17 protein-coding genes are annotated in these 21538 nt (G+C 68.2%); 9 read left to right on the top strand and 8 right to left on the bottom strand.

The features are described from left to right. Positions 1-163: 163 nt before the first annotated feature. Together D4740_RS05730 and D4740_RS05725 are read left to right on the top strand one after the other, a co-directional pair. Complete coding sequence (locus D4740_RS05730; RefSeq protein ID WP_119836001.1) at positions 164-1066, top strand: ABC transporter ATP-binding protein; 903 nt, start codon at positions 164-166, stop codon at positions 1064-1066. Then, on the top strand, positions 1041-2336 hold the full coding sequence (locus tag D4740_RS05725; protein WP_119836000.1) for an ABC transporter permease: 1296 nt from the start codon (positions 1041-1043) through the stop codon (positions 2334-2336). Before D4740_RS05730 ends, D4740_RS05725 begins: the two co-directional genes overlap by 26 nt. A gap of 234 nt (positions 2337-2570) precedes the next feature. Here D4740_RS05725 and D4740_RS12850 read toward each other — a convergent pair whose 3' ends face one another. From D4740_RS12850 to D4740_RS05695, 5 genes are all read right to left on the bottom strand, one after another. After that, positions 2571-2750, bottom strand: a complete 180-nt coding sequence (locus D4740_RS12850; protein ID WP_162933885.1) for a hypothetical protein — start codon at positions 2748-2750, stop codon at positions 2571-2573. Between the two features lie 572 nt (positions 2751-3322). Further along, a complete protein-coding gene (locus tag D4740_RS05710; protein WP_119835998.1) occupies positions 3323-4045 on the bottom strand; it encodes a bifunctional 2-polyprenyl-6-hydroxyphenol methylase/3-demethylubiquinol 3-O-methyltransferase UbiG in 723 nt (240 codons plus the stop codon). Further along, positions 4042-4581 (bottom strand): hypothetical protein, encoded by a 540-nt coding sequence (locus D4740_RS05705; protein WP_147392849.1) that lies wholly within the window; start codon positions 4579-4581, stop codon positions 4042-4044. The genes D4740_RS05710 and D4740_RS05705 overlap by 4 nt, the downstream gene beginning before the upstream one ends. Further along, positions 4578-5561 carry an alpha/beta fold hydrolase gene (locus tag D4740_RS05700; RefSeq protein ID WP_119835996.1) on the bottom strand — a complete coding sequence of 328 codons (984 nt, stop codon included), beginning with the start codon at positions 5559-5561 and terminating at the stop codon, positions 4578-4580. The genes D4740_RS05705 and D4740_RS05700 overlap by 4 nt, the downstream gene beginning before the upstream one ends. Further along, positions 5558-6403 carry a hypothetical protein gene (locus tag D4740_RS05695; RefSeq protein WP_119835995.1) on the bottom strand — a complete coding sequence of 282 codons (846 nt, stop codon included), beginning with the start codon at positions 6401-6403 and terminating at the stop codon, positions 5558-5560. Before D4740_RS05695 ends, D4740_RS05700 begins: the two co-directional genes overlap by 4 nt. 535 nt (positions 6404-6938) lie before the next feature. Between D4740_RS05695 and D4740_RS05690 the strand changes: the two genes are divergently transcribed. Then, positions 6939-7367, top strand: a complete 429-nt coding sequence (locus D4740_RS05690) for a DUF2000 domain-containing protein (protein ID WP_119835994.1) — start codon at positions 6939-6941, stop codon at positions 7365-7367. Positions 7368-7395: 28 nt separating this feature from the next. On the opposite strand, the gene D4740_RS05685 is transcribed toward D4740_RS05690, so the two are convergent. Further along, on the bottom strand, positions 7396-7926 hold the full coding sequence (locus D4740_RS05685) for a DedA family protein (RefSeq protein ID WP_119835993.1): 531 nt from the start codon (positions 7924-7926) through the stop codon (positions 7396-7398). A 375-nt stretch (positions 7927-8301) separates the two neighbouring features. Between D4740_RS05685 and D4740_RS05680 the strand changes: the two genes are divergently transcribed. The 4 genes from D4740_RS05680 to D4740_RS05665 all read left to right on the top strand — a co-directional run bounded on the left by D4740_RS05680 (position 8302) and on the right by D4740_RS05665 (position 15830). Then, positions 8302-11247, top strand: a complete 2946-nt coding sequence (locus D4740_RS05680) for a glycoside hydrolase family 3 protein (protein WP_119835992.1) — start codon at positions 8302-8304, stop codon at positions 11245-11247. Positions 11248-11395: 148 nt separating this feature from the next. Beyond that, positions 11396-13798 carry a glycoside hydrolase family 3 C-terminal domain-containing protein gene (locus D4740_RS05675; RefSeq protein ID WP_119835991.1) on the top strand — a complete coding sequence of 801 codons (2403 nt, stop codon included), beginning with the start codon at positions 11396-11398 and terminating at the stop codon, positions 13796-13798. 95 nt (positions 13799-13893) lie between these two features. Beyond that, positions 13894-14622, top strand: a complete 729-nt coding sequence (locus D4740_RS05670; RefSeq protein WP_243106665.1) for a GtrA family protein — start codon at positions 13894-13896, stop codon at positions 14620-14622. 173 nt (positions 14623-14795) lie between these two features. Then, entirely contained in the window at positions 14796-15830 is a 1035-nt protein-coding gene (locus D4740_RS05665) for a glycosyltransferase family 2 protein (RefSeq protein ID WP_119835990.1), read from the top strand. 106 nt (positions 15831-15936) lie between these two features. Here D4740_RS05665 and D4740_RS05660 read toward each other — a convergent pair whose 3' ends face one another. Next, complete coding sequence (locus D4740_RS05660; RefSeq protein WP_119835989.1) at positions 15937-17322, bottom strand: ATP-binding protein; 1386 nt, start codon at positions 17320-17322, stop codon at positions 15937-15939. Next, positions 17319-18095 (bottom strand): LytTR family DNA-binding domain-containing protein, encoded by a 777-nt coding sequence (locus D4740_RS05655; RefSeq protein WP_119835988.1) that lies wholly within the window; start codon positions 18093-18095, stop codon positions 17319-17321. The genes D4740_RS05660 and D4740_RS05655 overlap by 4 nt, the downstream gene beginning before the upstream one ends. A 192-nt stretch (positions 18096-18287) precedes the next feature. On the opposite strand from D4740_RS05655, the gene glf reads away from it, so the two are divergent. Both glf and lepA read left to right on the top strand, forming a co-directional pair. Further along, on the top strand, positions 18288-19457 hold the full coding sequence (glf, locus tag D4740_RS05650; protein ID WP_119835987.1) for a UDP-galactopyranose mutase: 1170 nt from the start codon (positions 18288-18290) through the stop codon (positions 19455-19457). 197 nt (positions 19458-19654) lie between these two features. Next, positions 19655-21532 (top strand): translation elongation factor 4, encoded by a 1878-nt coding sequence (lepA, locus tag D4740_RS05645; protein WP_119835986.1) that lies wholly within the window; start codon positions 19655-19657, stop codon positions 21530-21532. Positions 21533-21538 lie beyond the last annotated feature (6 nt).

The following is a 21538-nucleotide window of genomic DNA, read 5'->3' as shown; positions in this document are numbered from 1 at the left end:
TCTGCTCCTTCGTGGGGAGGGGTGGTGGGCTGTGGGCTCTCCTTCCTCGGCAGGGGGAGGTTCCGGCTCCTGGCAGGGTCAGGTGCTGGCTGGTTGCTCCTAGCCTGGTGGTCGGCAAGAAGACACTGGCAGGCAGTGACAGGCAGACAGCAAGGAGGTGGTGATGCTGGAGGTTCGGCACCTGGTGCGGCGCTTCGGGGCCGTGACGGCGGTGGAGGACATGAGCCTCACGGTGCGCCGTGGCGAGGTCGTCGGCTTCGTGGGGGCCAACGGGTCGGGCAAGACCACGACGATGCGTATCATCATGGGTGTCCTGGCCCCGCACGGAGGGGAGGTCCTGTGGGACTCCCGGTCCGTGGACGCCGCCGTGCGCCGCCGCCTGGGCTACCTGCCCGAGGAGCGCGGCCTCTACCCTAAGCAGGCGGTGGCCGACCAGCTGGTCTACCTGGGCAGGCTCGCGGGCAGCAGCCGGTCCCAGGCCCGCCAGACCGCCGCACGGCTGCTGGAGGAGCTCGGTATTGAGGAGTACGCCAGGTCCCCTCTGGAGTCCCTCTCCCTGGGCAACCAGCAGCGGGTCCAGGTGGCGGCAGCCTCCATGAGCCGGCCCGTGGCGCTCGTGCTCGACGAGCCGTTCTCAGGGCTGGACCCGCAGGCCGTTGACCAGATGGCGCAGATGCTTCGCAGGGACGCCGACCGTGGGGTCCCCGTCCTGTTCTCCTCCCACCAGCTGGACCTGGTGGAGCGCCTGTGTGACCGGGTCGTCGTCGTGGACCAGGGGCGGGTTGTCGCTGAGGGGACCCCCGGGCAGCTGCGGGGCGAGCAGGACCCGGTTGTCCTCATCAGGCTTGAGGGCGACGCCGGGTGGCTGCGCGACGAGCCCGGTATCGAGGTCCGCGACATTGAGGGCAGGCAGGCCGTGGTGCGCCTGGGCTCGTGGACCACGACGGACCTGCTGAGGGCGGCCCTCAGCCGTGGTGGCGTCCACGAGCTGCGCCCGTGGCAGCCCAGTCTGGCAGAGATCTTCAGGGAGGTGGTCAGCGATGCCAGCGGCACCGAGGACGTCTGAGACGACTGAGCAGCCGGGGACGACGAAGAGGACAACGAACCAGTCTGGCTCGCACGAGCAGCCTGCGGGGGCTGCTGCGCGCGGGGCCTGGCTGGTGGTGGCCGGGCGGGAGATCTCCGTCCAGTTGCGTAGCAGGACGTTCCTTGTCACCGTGGTGACGACGGCCCTGGGGCTGATGATCACCATCTCCGTGAGCGGATTTATTGCGAGCCTGATGAGCGGGTCCGGCGGTGGCCCCACGCGTGTGGCCGTCACCGACGAGGCGGGCGCGCGCCTGGTCCAGCGTGCCCAGCAGTTGGCTGAGGCCACGGAGGACGCGCCCCGCCTGGAGGCCCGCGAGGTGGCTGACGAGGCGGCGGCGCGTCAGGACGTGCTCTCCGGCGAGGCCGAGCTGGCCGTGGTGACTGAGGGCGGTGGCAGCGAGGTCACACTCATGGTTCGCAGCGACCCGTCGTCGCCGCAGGCCAGCCTGGTGGCAGAGGCGTGGGCACAGCTCCGGCTGGAGGACAATGCCAGCGCCCAGGGGGTGCCCATGGAGGCGCTGCTGGAGGGGACGCAGGTCCGCGAGGTGGTCCTTGCGCCGGGAGAGCCCTCGCCGGGGACCGTCCGGCTTACCGGCTGGGTCCTCACCGGGCTGTTCTACCTGCTGGCCGTGATGTTTGGTGCCCAGCTCGCGCAGGTGGTGCTGGAGGAGAAGCAGAACCGGGTGGTGGAGATTATTGCCTCCCTGGTCCCGGTGCGCTCTCTGCTCTACGGCAAGCTGGTGGGCAGCTGGGTGGTCTCCGTGGTCCAGGTGACCGCCTACGCCTGTGCTGCTCTGGTGGGCTTCTGGCTGCGAGGCTCCGGGGTGGACCTGTCACGGGTCAGTACGGTGCTGGTCTGGTTCGTGGTGCTGCTTGCGGCCGGTCTGGTGGGGACCAACGCCCTGTGGGCGGTGGCGGGGTCGATGTCCACCCGGAGTGAGGACCTTGCCCAGACGGCTACACCGGTCACGTTGCTGCTCATGGCGGTGCTCCCGGTCGGGTTCCTCACCACAGGTCCGGCCGCGACGGTGCTCTCTTTTATCCCGCTGGCCAACGTGGCCGCGATGCCCACAAGGATGCTGGCAGGCGGTGCCGCTTGGTGGGAGCCGGTCCTCTCTCTGGTGATCACGCTCGCTGTGTTCACCCCGCTGCTGGTCATGCTGGCGACGGCTGTCTACCGCCGCTCGCTCATGCAGACCCAGGGGCGCCTCACCATGCGCCAGGCGCTGCGTCTGCCTGCTGACTGAATCCTTCTCTGACACGGTTGTCTTAGTCTTCTTCGCCTTCTGCGGCGGCCCAGACGTAGTTTTCGTCGTCATCGTTGTCCTGGGTAAGGTGGAGCCGCAAGCTCGTCCAACGAGGAAAGTGGCAAGGCGGGCGCCTGGAGCACTCTGTGGTGTCAGTGCTCCAGGCGCCTACCTGCATGCTGCCATGCAGTGCCGAGTACCTGTCGGTGCTACACACCACGGGGTGGGGCTGGACTAGCGGGTCGCCGCGCCAACGGCCGCACCGCCGGCGGCTGCGGCCACCAGGGCGCCTGCAGCCTTGGCACCCGCACCCAGTCCTGCCACGAAAGCAGCAGGGGTGGCGAGTACGGGAACCTGTGCGCGGTCCACCACGACCACGGTGTCGGAGTTGACCTTGTCAAGCAGCTCGTTCATGAGTCCTCCCTTGCTCTGTCAGTTTGCCACGGCCCGATAGGCGGCGTACGCGGCCCCACCCACAGATCCCCCGCCGAGGGCTGCTCCGGCCGCCCACGCAAGTGCGGCGGGTGTAGCGAGTACCGGTGCTTCAGACCTGCTGGCCCGCAGCTGAAGCATTTCCTTCAACGCGGGGTCTGAGTTGACCTTGTCAAGCAGTATCGGCATATGCTCCCTCCTTTCTGTCCTGAGAGGACAATCTCTCCAATGAGAACCTTTCTCCTGGAGGTCTAGGTGTCGGACGACGAGACGAAGAACAGTGCTACCACGGTCCCCGCCGTGATGGCCAAAGATACGGACGACGTTATTCGACCCGGATTATCCATGTGATCGAACATAGTCAGGTAGGTGACAGAGCCTACGAACATTGTTGTCAGCCAGAAGGCGTACCACCTAGACATTCGCACCTCCTAGCACGCGGCTGAGGCGCTCAGCCCTCACACCTTCTAGGGGCTGCCGAAGCGCCCGAAAATGCTGGGTGACACACCCCCGTTCGATCCGGGGCTCCTCGCGTTGATAGCAGCGCTTCCTTCTCATGACTCTCCCCTTTCCAGCACGAACCAGTCGAAGGGTGTGCCGTGTGCGGCGTACATCGCCTGTACGGGCTCAAAGCCTGCCTGTCGCGCCAGCCACTCAAACCGTCCTTCACCCAGTACCAGCACCACCTCACGGAAAAGAGACTCTGTGCCGTCCGGGTGATGAACCCTGGCTTCGGTCTCCATGAGGTCCCCGTCCCACGATGCCCGGAACTCGCACCACCCCTGGCCGTCTGGCATGGGGAAGCGCGATGGTCCGGCCTCGAAGAGGGCGCGGTAGGTGGACAGCGAGTAGTTCTCTGCGATCAGGGTTCCTCGGGGGGCCAGCACCTCTCTGACGTGCCGCAGGCAGTCCGCGTACTCCTCAAGGCTGTCCACGTAGGAGAGTGAGCCCATCGCAGAGACCGTCACCTCAAACTCCCCAGAATAGAAGGGGAGCGGCAGCCTGACGTCAGCCAGCCGGGCCGATAGGCTCTCCGGCAGCCGCTTGGCCAGCAGGTGCTCCAGCATTGGCTCAGAGTTGTCGATACCGGTGTAGGAGGCCGCCACCTCAGCCAGCGGCAGCGCTACTCGCCCGGTCCCTATACCGATTTCCAGGGTCTTGCGTCCGCGAACGTAGGGAGCGCACCTGGACACAAGCTCTGTCGGGTCACTGGCCCGGCTGATGAACGGGTCATAGAGATCCGCCATGACCTGGTCATACTGGGGTGTGCCAATCATGAGGCCTCCACCGGCTCGTAGTCGAACACCATGTCGTACAGCGGATTCTCCGAGTGGTCGTATCCTGAGTACCGCACCAGGAGCACCTGGAAGTAGGGGTATCCTTCGCGTGGTGTGACCCTGGCGCGCACAAAGCTGGTGACCAGCCTCTTGGCCGACTCCACCGCCTCCTTCTCCGTAGGGACAGAGGCGGCCTGGTTGTTCAGGATGGTGGAGGCGGCGTCGAAGATGCTCTTCTCCATACGCCGGGCCGGGAACCAGAACGCGTGCCACCACCGTCTGGGCTCAGCCTCGTAGACCGCCATCCACGGCGTGTGGTCCGATCGGTCCTCGTTCGCGAGGCGGTACAGGAAGTGCTGGTCGTGGACCGCAGGGTTAGGGGCGAAGAAGCGCCAGTTGGGGATGAGCAGCCCCGTGCCGGTGCGGTCCACCTGACGTACCCGGTCAAAGCTGCGGTCAGGGTGCTGGGACAGGGCCGTGACCACCAGCCACACGGCGAACACCGCCGGTAGCAAGCGGCGCAGCAAGGCTTTCATGAGGTGACCTCCCGGGGCTCGGGGCGTTCCTGGACCAGTGAGGTAATCTGCTGAGCCAGACGCTGGGCGGCCTGTGGAGCGTTGATAATGCTCAGGTGGTCGCACTCTTCCAACTCCAGGCGTCTGCCACCCGCCGAGCCTGAGGCCACGTACTCGTCGTAGAGGCCGCCCTGCTCTGGGGAGCTCGCAACGGTCGCCTCCGCAGCGATCACATAGACCGGGGTGGCTACCTGCTCCAGGGGCGCCCCGCCGTCCAGCAGATGGGGGTAGAGGTAGCGCCACTCCCGGGCTGCGGCGTACCAGGTAGAGGCTGCCGATATTTCTGCGCGCAGGCGCCCCAGGAAGGGACTGCCAGCCGCCGAGCTCAGGACACCGCCCTTGTCCATCAGCAGGCCCGCGCCCAGCGCGACGGGAAGCGGGGCGGTGCGCAGGGTGAGGTCAGTGCCCTTGGCCCCCTCTCTCTGCGGCTGGCTCACCACCATCTCGCGAGGGTGCATAGGGTCGATGAGGATGACCCCGGCAATGTTGTCGAGCTGGCCAGCCAGCCGGTGAACCAGGTAGCCGCCCATCGAGTGCCCGGCCAGCCAGACCGGACCGGTCCCGGAGCACACCTCCTTCACCACGTCGGCTGCGTCGGCAACAGACTCCTGGAGGTGGTAGGGGGCCTCTGAGCGCCGCAGCGAGCGCCCGTAGCCTGCGCGGTCGTAGAGGACAGCTGTCACGCCAGACAGGTGCGAGGCCAGCAGCAGCCACGAGGTTGAGGTGTTCATGAGCCCGCTTGCGAACAACATTGTGACGCCACTGCCTCCGGCAGGCGCGCCCCGGTAGCAGGACAGCTCGTTGCCACTGCGGCACCGAACCACGTGGTGCTCGTAGCCAGAGTGACGCCTCAGCGAGCGGGCAGTCGCGTACGCCTGGTGCGCCAGACCGATCCCCAGTGCCGCTGTCGTCACAGCGGCCGTGTCACGCATCACGCTCATGCGGACACCTCCTCCCAGCGCACCAGGCTGCGCACTGCGGGGTAGGTAGACACGAACGCCCAGGAGAACCTCGACAGCCCCATGAACCGGGCATTGGCCGCGTGGAAGGCCGCCATGACAGCCAGGCCCCAGTCCATGCACCGGCCTCTGCCCACAGCCAGCAGCGGGAAGAGGGCCTCAAAGGCCACGACACCCCGGCACAGTGCCCGCGCCGAGCGCGGGAACCGCGTCAGCAGACGGTAGAAGCCCTCGTCACCATAAGTCTGGGTGCGCATGATGCTGACCAGGGCGTCCCCGCTCCTCCACAGGGCTCCTGGCAGCTTGGCGATACCCGCCGCGCTGTAGGACAGGATGGTCTGGGCCCCGATGAACTCGATCGCGGCGCGCCTGGTGCCAGCCGTGCCGCCAGCCCGCCCGAGCCCTGCTGCGGCCGCGACCAGGAAGGAGACCTGGTCCGACCCGTCCGTCCCGTACAGGTGCCTGGGGTACAGCAGCAGCTGGGACCCTGCAAGGAGCAAGTCGGCCCCGGCACGCACCCCCTGGTGCCTCACAGGCGACAGCAGCACCATCCCCGCGCCGACCTGCGCCACGTGCAGGCCCGAGGTCACCGCCTCAGTAGCAACAAGATCACGCATCCTGCGGGTCAGCCTCAGCTTTGAGGGCACCTGGTCCCTGGCGAGATTCCAGTCGTTGAGCCCGCCCGTCTCCCGGTCAGCCCGTCGGACAAGGTACTCGGCGCCGGACAGTATCTGGCACACGGCCGACACCCGCTCAGCAGTACCCAGAGGCGCCCCCAACGCCCTCGACAGCACGCTGTCGACAACAGGGCGAGGTGCAGGCACACGCTCTCGCGGTCTCCTCAGAGTCTTCATTGAACCCCTCCGAAAGTCATGCAGAAACTTGGCGCAGCAGCCAGCGGCAGAGACTGCTGACCTGCTGAGTACCGTGTACCGTGCTCGGCGTTGAACCAGCGTTTTCTTCGATAAGAAATGTAGATGAGGCAGGGGGTCGGCTGCTCCTACCTGAGGCCGGGGCCTGTCCTGCTGTGGGAGGTGGTCTGTGGCGCTCTTCCTCCTCCTGGCGGAGAGCCTGGAACCGTGCGTCCCCGGGATTGGAGAGGGCAGAGGGGGTGTGGTGCGTCGCCGGGCTGGTCGAGGTCGGTGTGCTCCGACTGCCACAGGACCACGGGGCGGCGGGCGTTATGATCATTCAGCGGGTCTGCGCGCAGGTCCGTGAAGCCGCTGTCCTGCCCGCTTGTCCTGCCTGGGGTCTTGCCTGCCCGGCTCGCCCAGGCTCCGGGTGGGACGGGCAGAAGCGCGGGCGCGAGCCGGGTCCCACGGCTGCGAGCTGACCTCCCTGACTGAAAGGAGCGTACCCATGAGCGCTGAGCAGCAGAAGACGGTGATCGTGGTTGACCGCCACCTCCCGATGGGCCTGGCTGTCAACGCCGCCTCCATCGTCTCCGCGATGGTCGCCAGCGCCTGCCCTCAGATCATGGGGCCACCGGTGAGGACGGCAGACTCTGAGCTGCCGGGCGTCGTCCTGACGCCGCTGCCCGTTCTTGCCGGTGACAGCGGGCTGCTCGCCTCGCTGTGGGGCCGTGCCGAGGCGCAGGGCTCCGGCGTTGATGTCTTTCCCTTCACCCGCCTGGCGCAGGGGTGCAGGACTTATGAACAGTATGTCTCCAGGCTCGGTTCTGCCCTCACACGTGACCTGGAGCTGGCGGCGCTGGGGCTGCGAGGACCCAGGAGGCAGGTCACCTCCCTGACGGGTGACCTGCCGCTGTACCCCGCGAAGGATGCGTGACATAGCGGCAGGTGCAGGAGGGGCTGTCTCAGGCAGGCGCGGCGGGCGAGTGGTTGTGCTGCTCCGTGGCGGCACTGTTGGCAGTAGGGGTGGCTGGAACGGTGCTCTGACGGGCACGCCGGTAGCGACCCGTGATGACGGCGGCCAGAGCGCACACGGCTGCCACCGCCACCACGCGCCCTGCAGGGCTGGTGTACCAGGCGGCCAGGACCGCCATGCCGATCGTGGTGTAGACCCCCGCCCAGGCCAGTGCCCCTACTGCCGTGGCCAGGGCGTAGCGGTGCAGCGGCATACGGGTCACGCCCGCGGACAGCTGGATGGCGCTCTGGAGCCCCACCGTGAGGAAGGACAGGGGGACGGCGAGCACGCCCCACCGCGCAGACCAGGCCTGGGCGCGCACGTACACCGGGGACTCCAGCACCCTGGCCCAGCGGGAGCGCGCCGTGCCCGCCGTGACGCCCCGCCCGACCCAGTACACGGTGTGGGACCGCATCATGGCCAGGCACCAGAAGAACAGGAAAATCCCCGGGTAGGGCAGCTCGTGGATCCGGTCCATCACATAGGTCAGCCTAACTTAGGCGGGATAGGGCAACGTAATCGTCATAGGACAACACGGCACCGTGTTGTCCTATGACGATTTGGTGCCGTGAGCGGGGCGGGCCCGGTGCCGTGAGCGGGGCGGGGCGGGGTGCAGAACAGGTCCCGGAATCGACAGGTTGGTCCTGCGGGCTGGCCCTGCCGCAGGGAAACCGGCTTGACTGTGCCCAGGCCTCCCTGACGGTGACCGACGACGGCAGCACCGGGCAGCACTGCCAGCATGCCCGTCCCGCCAGCGGCAGGCGGCCCGCCCCACCCCGTGCTCCCACCGTGCGCAGGGAGAGGCACAGCAGCCACAGACACAGAGGTACAAAGAGGTACAGAGAGGTACTCTGCCATGCTGTCGATCAACTGGAACGACGTCTGGAACGTCGTGGCAAGCCTGCGACCACAGCTTATCGCCATCGGCGTCGTGCTCCTGCTCGCCGTGGTCGTCACGGTTGCCGTGAGACGCAGGGGCAGTCCCTTGCGCAAGCTAGTGCGCTCCACCACGTGGGTCGCCGCCGCGCTCGCCGTGGCGGTGGCCGTCACCTCCATGATGTATGGCGGCCTGCGCACCATCCTGGACCTGTCCTCCGGGGCGGGTACGCTCAGCGAGGAGACCAGGGCCACCGTTGAGGAGTTGGGGAACACCATCTCCGATGAGGGCATGGTCCTGCTGAAGAACACCGACGGCGCCCTGCCGCTGGAGGAGGGCTCCGCGCTCAACGTGCTCGGCTGGGCCTCGACCAACCCGATCTACGGCGGGACCGGCTCGGGCTCGCTCAGCCCGGACAACCCCACGACCACGCTCCTGGACGGCCTGCACAACGCGGGCTTCACCACGAACGAGGAGCTGACCTCCCTGTACACCGACTACCGCGCCGAGCGCCCCGAGGTGGGCATGTTCGAGGCGGACTGGACCCTGCCGGAGCCCACCTCGCAGGCCTACACCTCAGACGTCGTCACCGGCCTTGAAGAGTTCTCCGACACCTCCGTGGTCACCATCGCCCGCTCCGGGGGCGAGGGCTTTGACCTGCCCCAGGACGTCAACGCCGAGGTTGCCGACAACCCCGCCTTCAGCTACACCGACAACGCCGAGGACACCCCCGACTTCGCCGACGGGCAGGGCTACCTGGAGCTGACCGCCCCCGAGCGCGACCTCATCGAGCTGGCTAAGACCAGCTCGCAGACCACCGTCGTGGTCATCAACTCGGCCAACGCCATGGAGCTGGGCGACCTGGAGGCCGACCCCGACATCGACGCCATCATCTGGGCTGTCCCCGGCGGCCAGGTGGGCTTCAACGCCCTGGGGCGCATCCTGGACGGAGAGGTCAACCCCTCCGCCCGGACCCCTGACACCTTCGTGACCGATATCAAGTCCTCACCCGCAGCCAACAACTTCGGGGACTTCACCTACACCAACATGGAGGGCTACGGTCAGACCTCCCCGTTCACCGACACCACGACCTACCCGGGGTTCGTCAGCTACGTGGAGGGGATCTACGTCGGCTACCGCTGGTACGAGACCGCTGCGGCCGAGGGGGTCATCGACTACGACAAGGAGGTCGTCTACCCCTTCGGCTACGGGCTGTCCTACACGACCTTCCGCCAGGAGATGGGGGAGGTGACCTACGCCGACGGGACCGTCTCCTTCGACGTCACGGTCACCAACACCGGTGACGTGGCGGGCAAGGACGTCGTGGAGGCCTACTACACCGCCCCCTACACCGACGGCGGCATTGAGAAGTCGGCTGTCGACCTGGCCGACTATGCCAAGACCGGCCTGCTGGAGCCCGGCGCCTCCGAGACGGTGGCCATCAGCTTTGACGACGACGCCATGGCCTCCTACGACTCCCAGGACGCCAAGGCCTACGTACTGGAGGCCGGCGACTACACCGTGTCCATCCGCAGCGACTCCCACACGGTCATCGACTCCGCCGAGGTGACGGTCCCCAGCACCATCACCTACACCGGCGAGACCACTCACGACGGGGACGTCGTGGCGGCCACCAACCAGTTCGACGACGCCGCAGGTGACGTCACCTACCTGTCTCGCGCCGACTCCTTCGCCAACTACGAGGAGGCCACCGCCGCCCCCTCCTCGCTGGAGATGTCACAGGCCCACCAGGAGTCCTTCGTCGCCAACGACACCTACGACGCCTCCCAGGAGGACGACGCCGACGCCGAGATGCCGACCACAGGGGCGGACAACGGGCTCGTCCTGGGTGACATGCACGGCCTGGACTACGACGACCCGCAGTGGGAGCAGCTGCTCGACCAGCTGAGCGTGGCGGAGATGAACGACCTCATCGCCCACGGCGGCTACGGGTCGGTGGCTGTCGACTCGGTAGGTAAGGTCCGCGTCTCCGACGTGGACGGTCCCGCCTCCCTCAACAACAACTTCACCGGAGTGGGCTCCATTGGCCTGGCAGCCGCCGTGTCCGTGGCGGCGACCTGGAACAAGGAGATCGCCCACGACTTCGGCACCGCTATCGGCACCATGGCTCACGACATGGACGTGGCAGGCTGGTACGCCCCGGCCACCAACACCCACCGCTACGCCTACGCCGGGCGCAACTTCGAGTACTTCTCCGAGGACCCGGTCCTGGCAGGCAACCAGGTGGCCCAGGAGATCCAGGGAGCCAAGGAACTGGGCGTCTACGCCTTCATCAAGCACTTCGCCTTCAACGACCAGGAGACTAACCGCACCAACATGCTCGTCACCTGGTCCCAGGAGCAGGCGCTGCGTGAGATCTACCTGCGCTCCTTCGAGATCGGCGTCAAGGAGGGCGGGGCCGGGGCGGTCATGACCGCGTTCAACTACATCGGGACCACCTACGCGGGCGCCTCGCCCGCCCTTCAGCAGGCTGTCCTGCGCGATGAGTGGGGCTTCCGGGGCATGACGCTCACCGACTACTTCGCGGGCTACGGCTACCAGAACGCCGACCAGCTGGTGCGCAATGGCGGCGACATGATGCTGGCCACCACAGACATCGGGGTGAACTTCGTCCAGGACACCTCGGCCGCAGGCGTCCAGGCGATGCGCACCGCCTCGCACAACATCCTCTACACCGTGGCCAGCTCGTGGGTCTACGAGGACGGCCAGCCCGAGGCGCAGCGTGCTCCCTGGGAGTACACAACCTGGGCCGTGCTCGGGGTGCTGGGTGTGGTTCTCCTGAGCCTGGAGGCCCTGGCCGTGAGGCGCTTCCTGGCCCGCAGGAGGCAGGCGGCGGCCCAGGCGGCCGACGGTGCTCCCGCGCAGCCCTCAGAGTCCTCGGGGTTGTCGGGCTCCCCTGAGTAGGGGCGGCTGCCGCCAGGCAGCAGGAGGTGGGCGGGTGTGTCCGTGCCCGCCCACCTGCCCGGCCCGCGGCCTGTCCCGGCCGCTGGCGCTGCCCCGTCCTGCTCCCACCCTTCTTCTGCCACTGGAAAGACCTGAGAAAGGACGCCTCGTGACCCCCGACCCCCGCGACCTCACCCTGCTGGAGGCCGCCGCCCTGCTCTCGGGCGCCTCCGAGTGGGACTCCCGGGCACTGCCCTCCAGGGGCGTGCGCTCCTTCGTGCTGTCCGACGGCCCCCACGGGGTGCGCCGCCAGCTCGGCAGCGGCGACCACCTGGGAATCGCCGCCTCCGAGCCCGCCACCTGCTTCCCTACTGCCGCCACCGTGGCCAACAGCTGGGACCCCGACCTGGCCGAGGAGATGGGGGCGGCCCTGGGCCAGGAGGCGCGTGCGCTGGGAGTCGATGTCCTCTTGGGCCCGGGGCTCAACATCAAGCGCTCACCCCTGTGCGGGCGCAACTTTGAGTACTACTCCGAGGACCCGCTGCTGTCGGGCCGCATGGCTGCTGGGCTGGTGCGCGGCATCCAGTCCCAGGGGGTGGCCGCCACCCCCAAGCACTTTGCCGTCAACAGCCAGGAGCTGCGCCGCATGGCCTCGGACTCCGTGGTTGACGAGCGCACCATGCGCGAGCTCTACCTCACCGCTTTCGAGATCGTCGTGCGTGAGGCGGCACCGCGCGCCCTCATGAGCGCCTACAACAAGGTCAACGGCGTCTACGCCAACGAGAGCCACCACCTGCTCACCGAGATCCTGCGGCAGGAGTGGGGGTTTGACGGCATGGTTGTCTCCGACTGGGGAGGCTCCAACTCTGCACCCGCTGCAGCGGCTGCCGGCAGCTCCCTGGAGATGCCCGCACCCGGACTGCACTCGGCGCGTGAGGTCGTCGCCGCGGTGGAGTCTGGGCAGCTCTCCCGCGAGCAGGTCGAGGCCCGCGCCGCCGAGGTCCTGGCCGTGGCGCAGACGGCACCCTCCCACGGGGACCTCCCGGTCCTGGAGGACCGGGCGCACCACGACTTGGCTCGGCGTGTGGCCGAGGAGTCCATCGTGCTGCTGCGCAACGAGGACGCCATGCTCCCCCTGAAGCCGGGGACCCGGGTGGCCCTTATCGGTGACATGGCCCGCACGCCGCGCTACCAGGGCGCTGGCTCCTCCCAGATCAGCCCCACGCGCCTGGAGACTCTTCTGGAGGCTGTCGGGGAGACCGAGCTGGAGCTCGTCGGCTACGCCCAGGGCTACCACCGTGACGGCAGGCTGGACCCGGACCTGTGCCGTGAGGCAGTCTCCCTGGCCGCTAGCGCCGAGGTTGCCGTGGTGTGCCTCGGCCTGGACGAGCTCTGCGAGTCCGAGGGCCTGGACCGCAGCCACATGCGCCTGCCCGAGGCCCAGACCCGCATGCTGGCCGAGGTCGCCCGGGCCAACCCGCGCACCGTCGTCGTCGTGTCGGCCGGGTCTGCGGTGGAGACGCAGTGGGAGGTCCACGCCCGCGCTGTCGTCCACACCTACCTGTCGGGCCAGGCTGGGGCGTCGGCGACGCTGCGGGTGCTCACCGGGGCGGTCAACCCCTCCGGCCGCCTGGCCGAGACATACCCGGTGCGCTACGAGGACCATCCCGTCGCAGCCTGGTTCCCCGCCACCGGGGAGCACGCGGTGTACCGGGAGGGACCCTACGTCGGCTACCGCTACTTCACCACCACCGGCACCCCGGTGGCCCACCCCTTCGGCTTCGGCCTGTCCTACTCCACCTGTGACTACTCCGACCTTGAGGTCGACGAGCAGGGGGCACGGTTCACCCTGACCAACACCTCCCAGGTTGACGGCGCGGAGGTGGCCCAGCTCTACGTGCGCCCGCCCGGCGGCCTGTGGGGGCCGAGCATCCAGCTCAAGGGCTTCGCCAAGGTCCGGCTGCGGGCCGGGCAGTCGCGCAGGGTGTACGTTCCTTTCGACCGTTACACCTTCCGCCACTACGACGTGGGGGAGCAGGCCTGGTGCGTGGAGGCAGGGACCTGGACCGTGCGGGTAGGCCGCAACGTCGAGGACCTTCCCCTCCAGGCGCAGGTGGAGGTGGAGGGGACCCACCCGCAGCCAGCCACGCAGGAGCTGGGTGCCTACCTCACCGGCGAGGTTACCCAGGCCACGGACGCCCAGCTGCGTGCCCTCCTGGGACGGCCCTTGCCTGTGGCCCGAGCAGGCGGGGAGCTGGGAGTCAACGACCCGCTGTCCTCAATGGCCCAGGCCCGCAGCCTCCTGGCGCGTTCCGTCGTGAGGGTCCTTAACCGCAGGAGGGCCAGGGTCGAGGCCGCAGGCAGGCCCGACCTCAACATTCTCTTCCTCCTCAACATGCCGTTGAGGGCCATGGCCAAGATGACCTCGGGCAGGGTCGACCAGGCGATGGTGGAGGGCGTCGTCGACATTGTCAACGGACACCTCCTGCGGGGGGTGCGGCGCACCACCATGGGGTACCTGCGCAACTGGCGCGCGGACCGGGCCACCCGGCGTGAGCTGTCGGGGCGCTAAGCTGTCCCGACGCTGAGCTGTCCTTGCCGCCCGGGCACCACCAGGCGGTAGTAGGCAGCAGGCAGACCACCACACCGACAACCTAAGGAGAGCCCGTGCCCGGTATCAGGCAGGCGTGGTCCCGCTTCGAGGAGAGGCACGAGACCCTTGCCCAGTTCATCGTCTTCTTCGTCGTGTCCAACGGCATCACCGTGCTCCAGCTGGTCCTCATGCCGGTGTTCCGCTGGGTGTTCCGCTTCACCTCCCTGGAGGGTACCCCCTTCCACTTCCTGCCCGTGGGCTCCTCGGGGGGGCAGACGGTCTACCTGTTCGACTACGCTGCCGGCGCCATCCAGGCCGATGGCTCCGGCGGGGGGCTGGCCTACTTCCTGGCGGTGGAGATCACCCTGCTTATTGCCCAGGTCATCAACTTCTTCGCCCAGCGCAGCATCACCTTCAGGTCCAACTCCTCGGTGTGGAAGGCGGCACTGTGGTACACGATCGCCTACATCATCATCACGGTCTTCGCCGCAGCCGCCCAGGTGGTCTACAAGGGCCCGATCTACTCCTGGTGCCAGAGCGTGCTGGGTGCCAGTAGCGGTGAGGCGGTAGCCGATGTCATCACGATGGTCATCAACGCCGCGATCTCCTTCTGGGTGTTCTTCCCCATCTTCAAGGTCATTTTCCGGCGCGAGCCCGAGCCGGACGGAGGCGACCTAGGCACTGGTCAGGCGACTGGCGAGGAGGCTGACAAGGAGACCGGGAAGGGGGTCGGCCAGGGCAGTGCTCACCACACCGGCCAGGCGGCCGGGCAGGACAGCGTGCAGGAGATGGCCAAGCCGTGAGGATGCGCTTGGCGATCCCTGAGAGGATCCGGGAAGACACGGTCTGCGCGCGCCTGTAGACTCCCAGAGGTCCTAGGGGCTCGGCATCGGCCGACAGGACGTCACACGGGTTCTGACGGCCCCGCAAGACACCCCACAGGACGCTGAGAGACGAACCGACTGAGGACACGTACATGGCACCCCTTCCCCCGTCGGCACCGTTACTGACCCTGGTTGTCCCTGCCTACAACGCCCAGGACTACGTGACGCGGTGCCTGAATACCCTGGTGGGGCACGCGGAGGTGGAGGTCGTCGTCGTCGATGACGGCTCTACTGACTCCACACCGGCGCTGCTTGACGACTACGCCAGGCGAGAGCCGCGCCTGGTCGTGGTCCACCAGCAGAACAAGGGGCACGGGGGAGCGGTCAACACCGGCCTGGCCCGCGCCCGCGGGACCTGGGTCAAGGTGGTGGACTCCGACGACGCCCTGGACCGGGCCAGCCTGCTGCGCCTGCTGTCCCACCTGCGGCGGTGGCGGCAGGCAGGCCAGAAGCCGGACCTGGTCGTCACCAACTTCACCTACGTGCGTGAGGGCAGCCGCCTGCGGCGGCACTCGGTGCGCTATCGGGGGATCCTTCCTCAGGGGCGTGTGGGCACCTGGAGCGACGTGGGGCGCTTCCGCCCCGACCAGTACCTTATGATGCACTCCCTGACCTACCGCACCCAGGTGCTGCGCGACTCCGGAACGCGCCTGCCGGAGCACTGCTTCTACGTGGACACCCTGTACTCTTTTCAGCCCCTGGCCAGCGTGCGCTCCCTGACCTACCTGGACCTCGACCTCTACCTGTACACGGTGGGGCGCCAGGGGCAGTCGGTGGCGGACGAGGTCATCATCCGCCGCCTGGACCAGCACGACCGGGTCAACGCCCTCATGCTGGAGTCGATGCCTCGCGCCCACGAGGTTCCGCCAGAGCTGATGCGCTACCTGGTCCACATCTACACCATGAGCTGTGTCGTCATCACCACCATGGCGCTGCGCTCGGGGACGCCGGAGAACCTGGCGATCCGGGAGGGGCTGTGGCAGCGCCTGGACGCCCAGCGCCCCGACGTCAGCGTCCGTGTGCGACGCAGCCTCATGGGACGCCTCATGAACCTGCCCGGCCGTGCCGGGAGCCGGGTTCCCGTCGCCGGCTACCAGGTGGCCAGAAGGATCCTGGCCCTCAACTAGGCTGCTCGGGCGGTGCCGGTGCTGTGGGCTGTCACGGTTACCCCACTTGCCTCACTACTTGCCTCACTGCCAGAACGGTTCGGCTGCCACGCTATGTCAGTGGCAGTCAGCGGCGGCGGGCGGAGCTCGGTACGGGCAGGAGCACGCGCAGCACAAAGGTGTCCTCCTGCGTCACGCCCACCGTCACCTCGCCGCCGTAGCCGGCTGCGGCGTGGCGGATGGACGTGACCCCGAAGCCGTGGGCTGTCGCGTCCTCCTTGGAGGTGACCAGTTCCGAGCCGTCTGCGGAGAAGACCGGCGGGGTGGCGAAGGTGTTCTCCACCTCCAGCAGGACCAGGCCGTGGTGAGCGCGCAGGTCAAGGCGGACCAGACGCCGGTCGGCGTCACCCACCTGGGCACAGGCCTCCACAGCGTTGTCCAGCGCGTTGCCCACGATCGTGGCCAGGTCTACGGTGGAGATGAACCCCACAGCGGCCCCGTCAGCCATGGCTGTCAGGGTGATGCCGTGCTCCACGCAGGCCTGGCCCTTGTCCGTGAGAATGACGTCAAGCACCGGGTTGCCGGTGCGGTAGTGGGCACCGTAGGGGCGCACCGAGTCCTCCAGCTCGTCGAGCTGGTCGCGACGCAGCCCGGGGTCTGTCTCGGCCCGGATGGCGGTGACCAGGTTGCGCAGGTCGTGATAGCGGCGGTTGACGACGTCGGTCACGCGCTTGGAGGCCAGGTACTGGTCGTGCTGGCTGTGCAGCAGGGCGCGCACGGCTACCACCTCGCGGGCTGCCTGCGCCTCCCGGTCCTGCTCCAGCTGGGCGTAGAGGACGACGAAGCCGCACAGGTCCACCAGGGTGCGGACGTAGAAGATCTCGGCTCCCAGGCGGGCGGAGAAGGGGGTGGAGGTCGTCATGAAGCTGAGGTTGCTCATGGCAAAGGTGATGGCCGCGATCGCCGCGGACAGCACGAGGAAGCGGGAGGTGGGTACCACCCTGCCGTGGCCGCGACCTCGCTCCAGGGGGTAGACGAGGGCCAGCAGGAGAGTGTCGAGGACCAGCAGCAAGGTCAGGGCTGCCGGGTCTGCCTGCGGGATCTCCGGGAGGAGCCGCTGCGGGAGGAACGACTCTGAGAGGAACAGCGACAGCTGCCACTGGAGGGAGGCTACCAGCTCGGCCAGGACAAAGGCGCGCACCACCAGGTAGGCGCAGCGTCGTACGGGGCCGCCCAGGGCTAGGTGGAGCACCAGCCACATGAGAGCGACAGCACCGACCATGCCCGGCAGCCACAGGGTGGTCGGCAGCGAGCCCGCTCCGAGGTGATAGGCGCACAGGGCGGGCAGGGCCGCTACTATGACGGCTACCACGACGACGGCGCGCGCAGGCCGATCCTGCTGTCCTCGGGCGACCAGGACGTAGAGGAGACAGGCGCCCCACTCCGCCAGGGCGGTCCACAGGCGGGGAATGTCAGGCAGGGCCTCCTGGATGGGCAGGTTGACCGGGGTCACGTCGAGGCCCTGGACGTCCTGGCAGCCTCGCCGGGAGGCCTCCCGGATACGGGCAGGCCGCCGACGTGGTCGGCCAGGGCTGACATGAGGCCCCGCCTGCGGGGCCGGGACACGCGCAGCACCTCGCCGGTGCTCATGAGGCAGTCCTGGTCATGTACGCCGACCACGTGGTCCAGGTTGACCAGGTAGCAGGAGTTGGAACGGTAGAAGCTGTGGCCGCGCAGAACCTCCTCCATCGCCTTGAGGCTGGACGCCACGGTGACCTCCTGGTCCAGGAGGTGGATCCTCACCCGGTGGCGCACTGACTCCAGGTAGACGATGTCACGGGCGGACACCCGCCTCACCCCGCTGCCCTCCGGCAGGAGCACGGGGCCCACGCCCTGGCGACCCAGAGCCGCCAGGGCGCGCCCCATCTCCTGGGCCAGCGCGGTGTAGGTCAGGGGCTTGAGCAGGTAGCCCAGCGCACCCACCTCGTAGCCTGCGACCGCGTACTGATGGGCGGAGGTGACAAAGATGATGACGACCGCCGGGTCGGTGGCGCGCACCGTGCGGGCAGCGCTCATCCCGTCCACGTCCCCGCTCTGCGCGCCCTCCATCCGGATGTCCAGCAGGAGGATGTCGTAGACGGGGCGGTAGCTCTCAAGGAGCGCCGAGGCACTGGGATAGGTGGTTACCTCCAGATGGACCTGCCTCTGGGCCGCGTAGCGCTCCAGGTAACCGGTCAGGGTGCGCAGGTGGAGAGGGTCGTCCTCGACGACGCCCACGTGGACCATGGGTCATCACTTCCTCAGGATGGCGACGGACGGCTCTGGCCGGTCCGGCTCTGCCGCGGCCTCCGGCTGGCCCGAGGCTGTACGGCACCGGGACGGGCTGCGTGGGGGCAGGGTGAGAAGCTAGTCTAACGCCCTGTTATCCGGTGCTGCGCCACTGTCGGACCGGAGTCGGTCGGCTGAAGGGAGACTGGTGTGCGGGCGGATCTTGTCGTAGTGGGCTCAGGCCTGTTCGGAGCCACGGTGGCCCAGCGCGCGGCGGAGGAGCTGGGGATCGACGTCGTCGTGCTGGAGGCACGTGACCACCCCGGCGGCAACGTCTGGTCCCAGGCGGACCCGGCCACCGGTATTGAGGTCCACACTTACGGCTCCCACATCTTCCACACCTCTGATGAGCGGGTGTGGGCCTATGTCAACCGGTTCACCGCCTTCAACGGCTACCAGCACCGGGTGTGGGCCCAGCACCGCGGCGAGGTGTACCCGATGCCGATCAACCTGGGCACCATCAACCAGTTCTTCCGCACCGCCATGGGGCCGGACCAGGCCCGCTCGCTCCTGCGCGAGCAGGCCGCCGAGGCTGCCCGTGCCGGTGAGGAGCCCACCAGCCTGGAGGACAAGGCCGTCAGCCTCATCGGGCGGCCCCTCTACGAGGCCTTTATCCGCGACTACACGGCCAAGCAGTGGCAGACCGACCCTGCCGAGCTGCCCGCCTCCATCATCACCCGCCTGCCCGTGCGCCTGACCTATGACAGCCGCTACTTCTCCGACCGCTACGAGGGCATCCCCCTGGGGGGCTACGCGGCGTGGGTGGAGGCGATGCTGGACTCCCCGCGTATCGAGGTGCGGCTGGGGGAGGACTTCCTGGCGGGTCTGGGGCCGCTCACCCGTGAGGCCTGCGTGGGGCGGGTGCCGGTGGTCTACACCGGTGCCCTGGACCGATACTTCGACAGCTGCTTCGGCGAGCTGTCATGGCGGACCCTCGACATGGAGACCGAGGTGGTGCCCACGGGGGACTTCCAGGGCACTGCTGTCATCAACCAGGTGGACGCCAGCGTGCCTTGGACCCGCGTCCACGAGTTCCGCCACTACCACCCCGAGCGCAGCTACCCCGACGACGCCACGGTTATCACCCGGGAGTACTCTCGCGACGCCGGGGCCGGGGACGAGCCCTACTATCCGGTGGGCACGTCCCGTGACCGGCAGCGCCTGGTCCGCTACCAGGAGCTGGCCGCCCGGGAGCAGGAGCGTAGCCGCGTGGTGCTAGGCGGCAGGCTGGGTTCCTACCGCTACCTGGACATGGACAAGACAGTGGCGGCGGCCCTGGACTGCTTCGAGCAGGTGGTACGGCCCTGGTTGCGCTCCTGAGGTGTCCCTACGCGCGCTCAGGCAGCAGAAACGTCAGAAGACAACAAGGCACCATGTCGCCCTGTGACGTTTCTGCTGCTTGTGCTGCCCCTGGTCAGGTCTCACAGCGCCACCGGGAGGGAGGCAGCCCCGGTGCGTGGGACACTAGGCTCAGACCCTGACCTTGCGCCCCCGCGGCGCCCTCCTGGAAGGCCCCTGTGTCACCGATCCCCACGCCCGACCAGCGTGACGGCGTGCAGCCTGCCGCCACCGCGCAGGAGCGGCTGCGCAGCTTCTGCATCATCGCGCACATTGACCACGGCAAGTCCACCCTGGCCGACCGTATGCTCCAGGCCACCGGCGTGGTCCAGCCCCGGGACATGCGCGCCCAGTACCTGGACCGCATGGACATCGAGCGCGAGCGGGGCATCACCATCAAGTCCCAGGCGGTGCGCATGCCCTGGGCCGTGACCGGCGCGGACGGGACCGCGGCCACCTACGCCCTCAACATGATCGACACCCCCGGGCACGTGGACTTCTCCTATGAGGTCAGCCGCTCCCTGGCCGCCTGTGAGGGCGCGGTGCTCCTGGTGGACGCCGCCCAGGGCATCCAGGCCCAGACTCTGGCCAACCTCTACCTGGCCATTGAGGGGGACCTGGCTATCATCCCCGTGCTCAACAAGATCGACCTGCCTGCTGCCGAGCCGCAGCGCCATGCCGAGGAGATCGCCTCGCTCATCGGCTGCGACACCGACGACGTCCTGCAGGTCTCCGGCAAGACCGGCCAGGGCGTGCCCGAGCTGCTCGACCGCATCGTGGAGGCCGTCCCCCCGCCCTCCGGGGTCCCCGACGCTCCCGCGCGCGCCATGATCTTTGACTCCGTCTACGACACCTACCGGGGTGTGGTCACCTACGTGCGCGTCGTCGACGGGGCGCTGCGACCCCGTGAGCGCATCGAGATGCTGTCCACCGGTGCCGTTCACGACCTGCTGGAGATCGGGGTCATCAGCCCGGAGCCGGTTCCCACCCAGGGGCTGGGGCCGGGTGAGGTCGGCTACCTCATCACCGGGGTCAAGGACGTGCGCCAGTCCAAGGTCGGCGACACGGTGACCTCCGCGCTGCGGCCCGCCACCGAGCCCCTGGCCGGGTACCAGGAGCCCAGGCCGATGGTCTTCTCCGGACTGTTCCCCGTGGACGGCTCCGACTTCCCGGCGCTGCGCGAGGCCCTGGACAAGCTCAAGCTTAACGACGCCGCCCTGACCTATGAGCCGGAGACCTCAGTGGCCCTGGGCTTCGGGTTCCGCTGCGGCTACCTGGGTCTGCTGCACCTGGAGATTATCCGCGAGCGCCTGGAGCGGGAGTTCGGCCTGGACATTATCTCCACCGCCCCCTCCGTGGTCTACGAGGTGACCACAGAGGACGGCACCACTCACACGGTGACCAACCCCAGCGAGTTCCCTGAGGGGAGGATCGCGGGTGTGCGCGAGCCGGTGGTGCGCGCCACCATCCTGACCCCCTCGGAGTACGTGGGCACCGTCATGGAGCTGTGCCAGGCCCGCCGCGGGGCCATGTCGGGGATGGACTACCTCTCTGAGACCCGGGTGGAGATGCACTACACGCTGCCCTTGGCGGAGATCGTCTTCGACTTCTTCGACGCCCTGAAGTCGCGCACCCGTGGCTACGCCTCCCTAGACTACGAGCCGGACGGCTCCCAGCAGGCCGACCTGGTCAAGGTGGACATCCTGCTCAACGGGGACCGGGTGGACGCCTTCAGCGCCATCGTGCACAAGGAGGCGGCCTACTCCTACGGGGTCATGATGACCAGGCGGCTCAAGGAGCTCATCCCGCGCCAGCAGTTCGAGGTGCCGGTCCAGGCGGCCGTGGGCAGCCGTGTCATCTCCCGAGAGACCATCCGTGCTCTGCGCAAGGACATGCTGGCCAAGTGCTACGGGGGCGATGTCACCCGCAAGCGCAAGCTGCTGGAGAAGCAGAAGGAGGGCAAGAAGCGCATGAAGGCTATCGGCCGGGTGGACGTCCCCCAGGAGGCCTTTGTCGCGGCCCTGGGGGCGGACACCCCTACCGGCAGGGACAGGTGAGCGCAG

This window comes from Actinomyces sp. 2119, from assembly GCF_003591215.1.
In the GTDB taxonomy this organism is placed as follows: Bacteria; Actinomycetota; Actinomycetes; order Actinomycetales; family Actinomycetaceae; genus Actinomyces; species Actinomyces lilanjuaniae.
The sequence above is the reverse complement of the archived record's forward strand: the minus strand, read 5'-3'. Positions and strand labels throughout refer to the sequence as shown.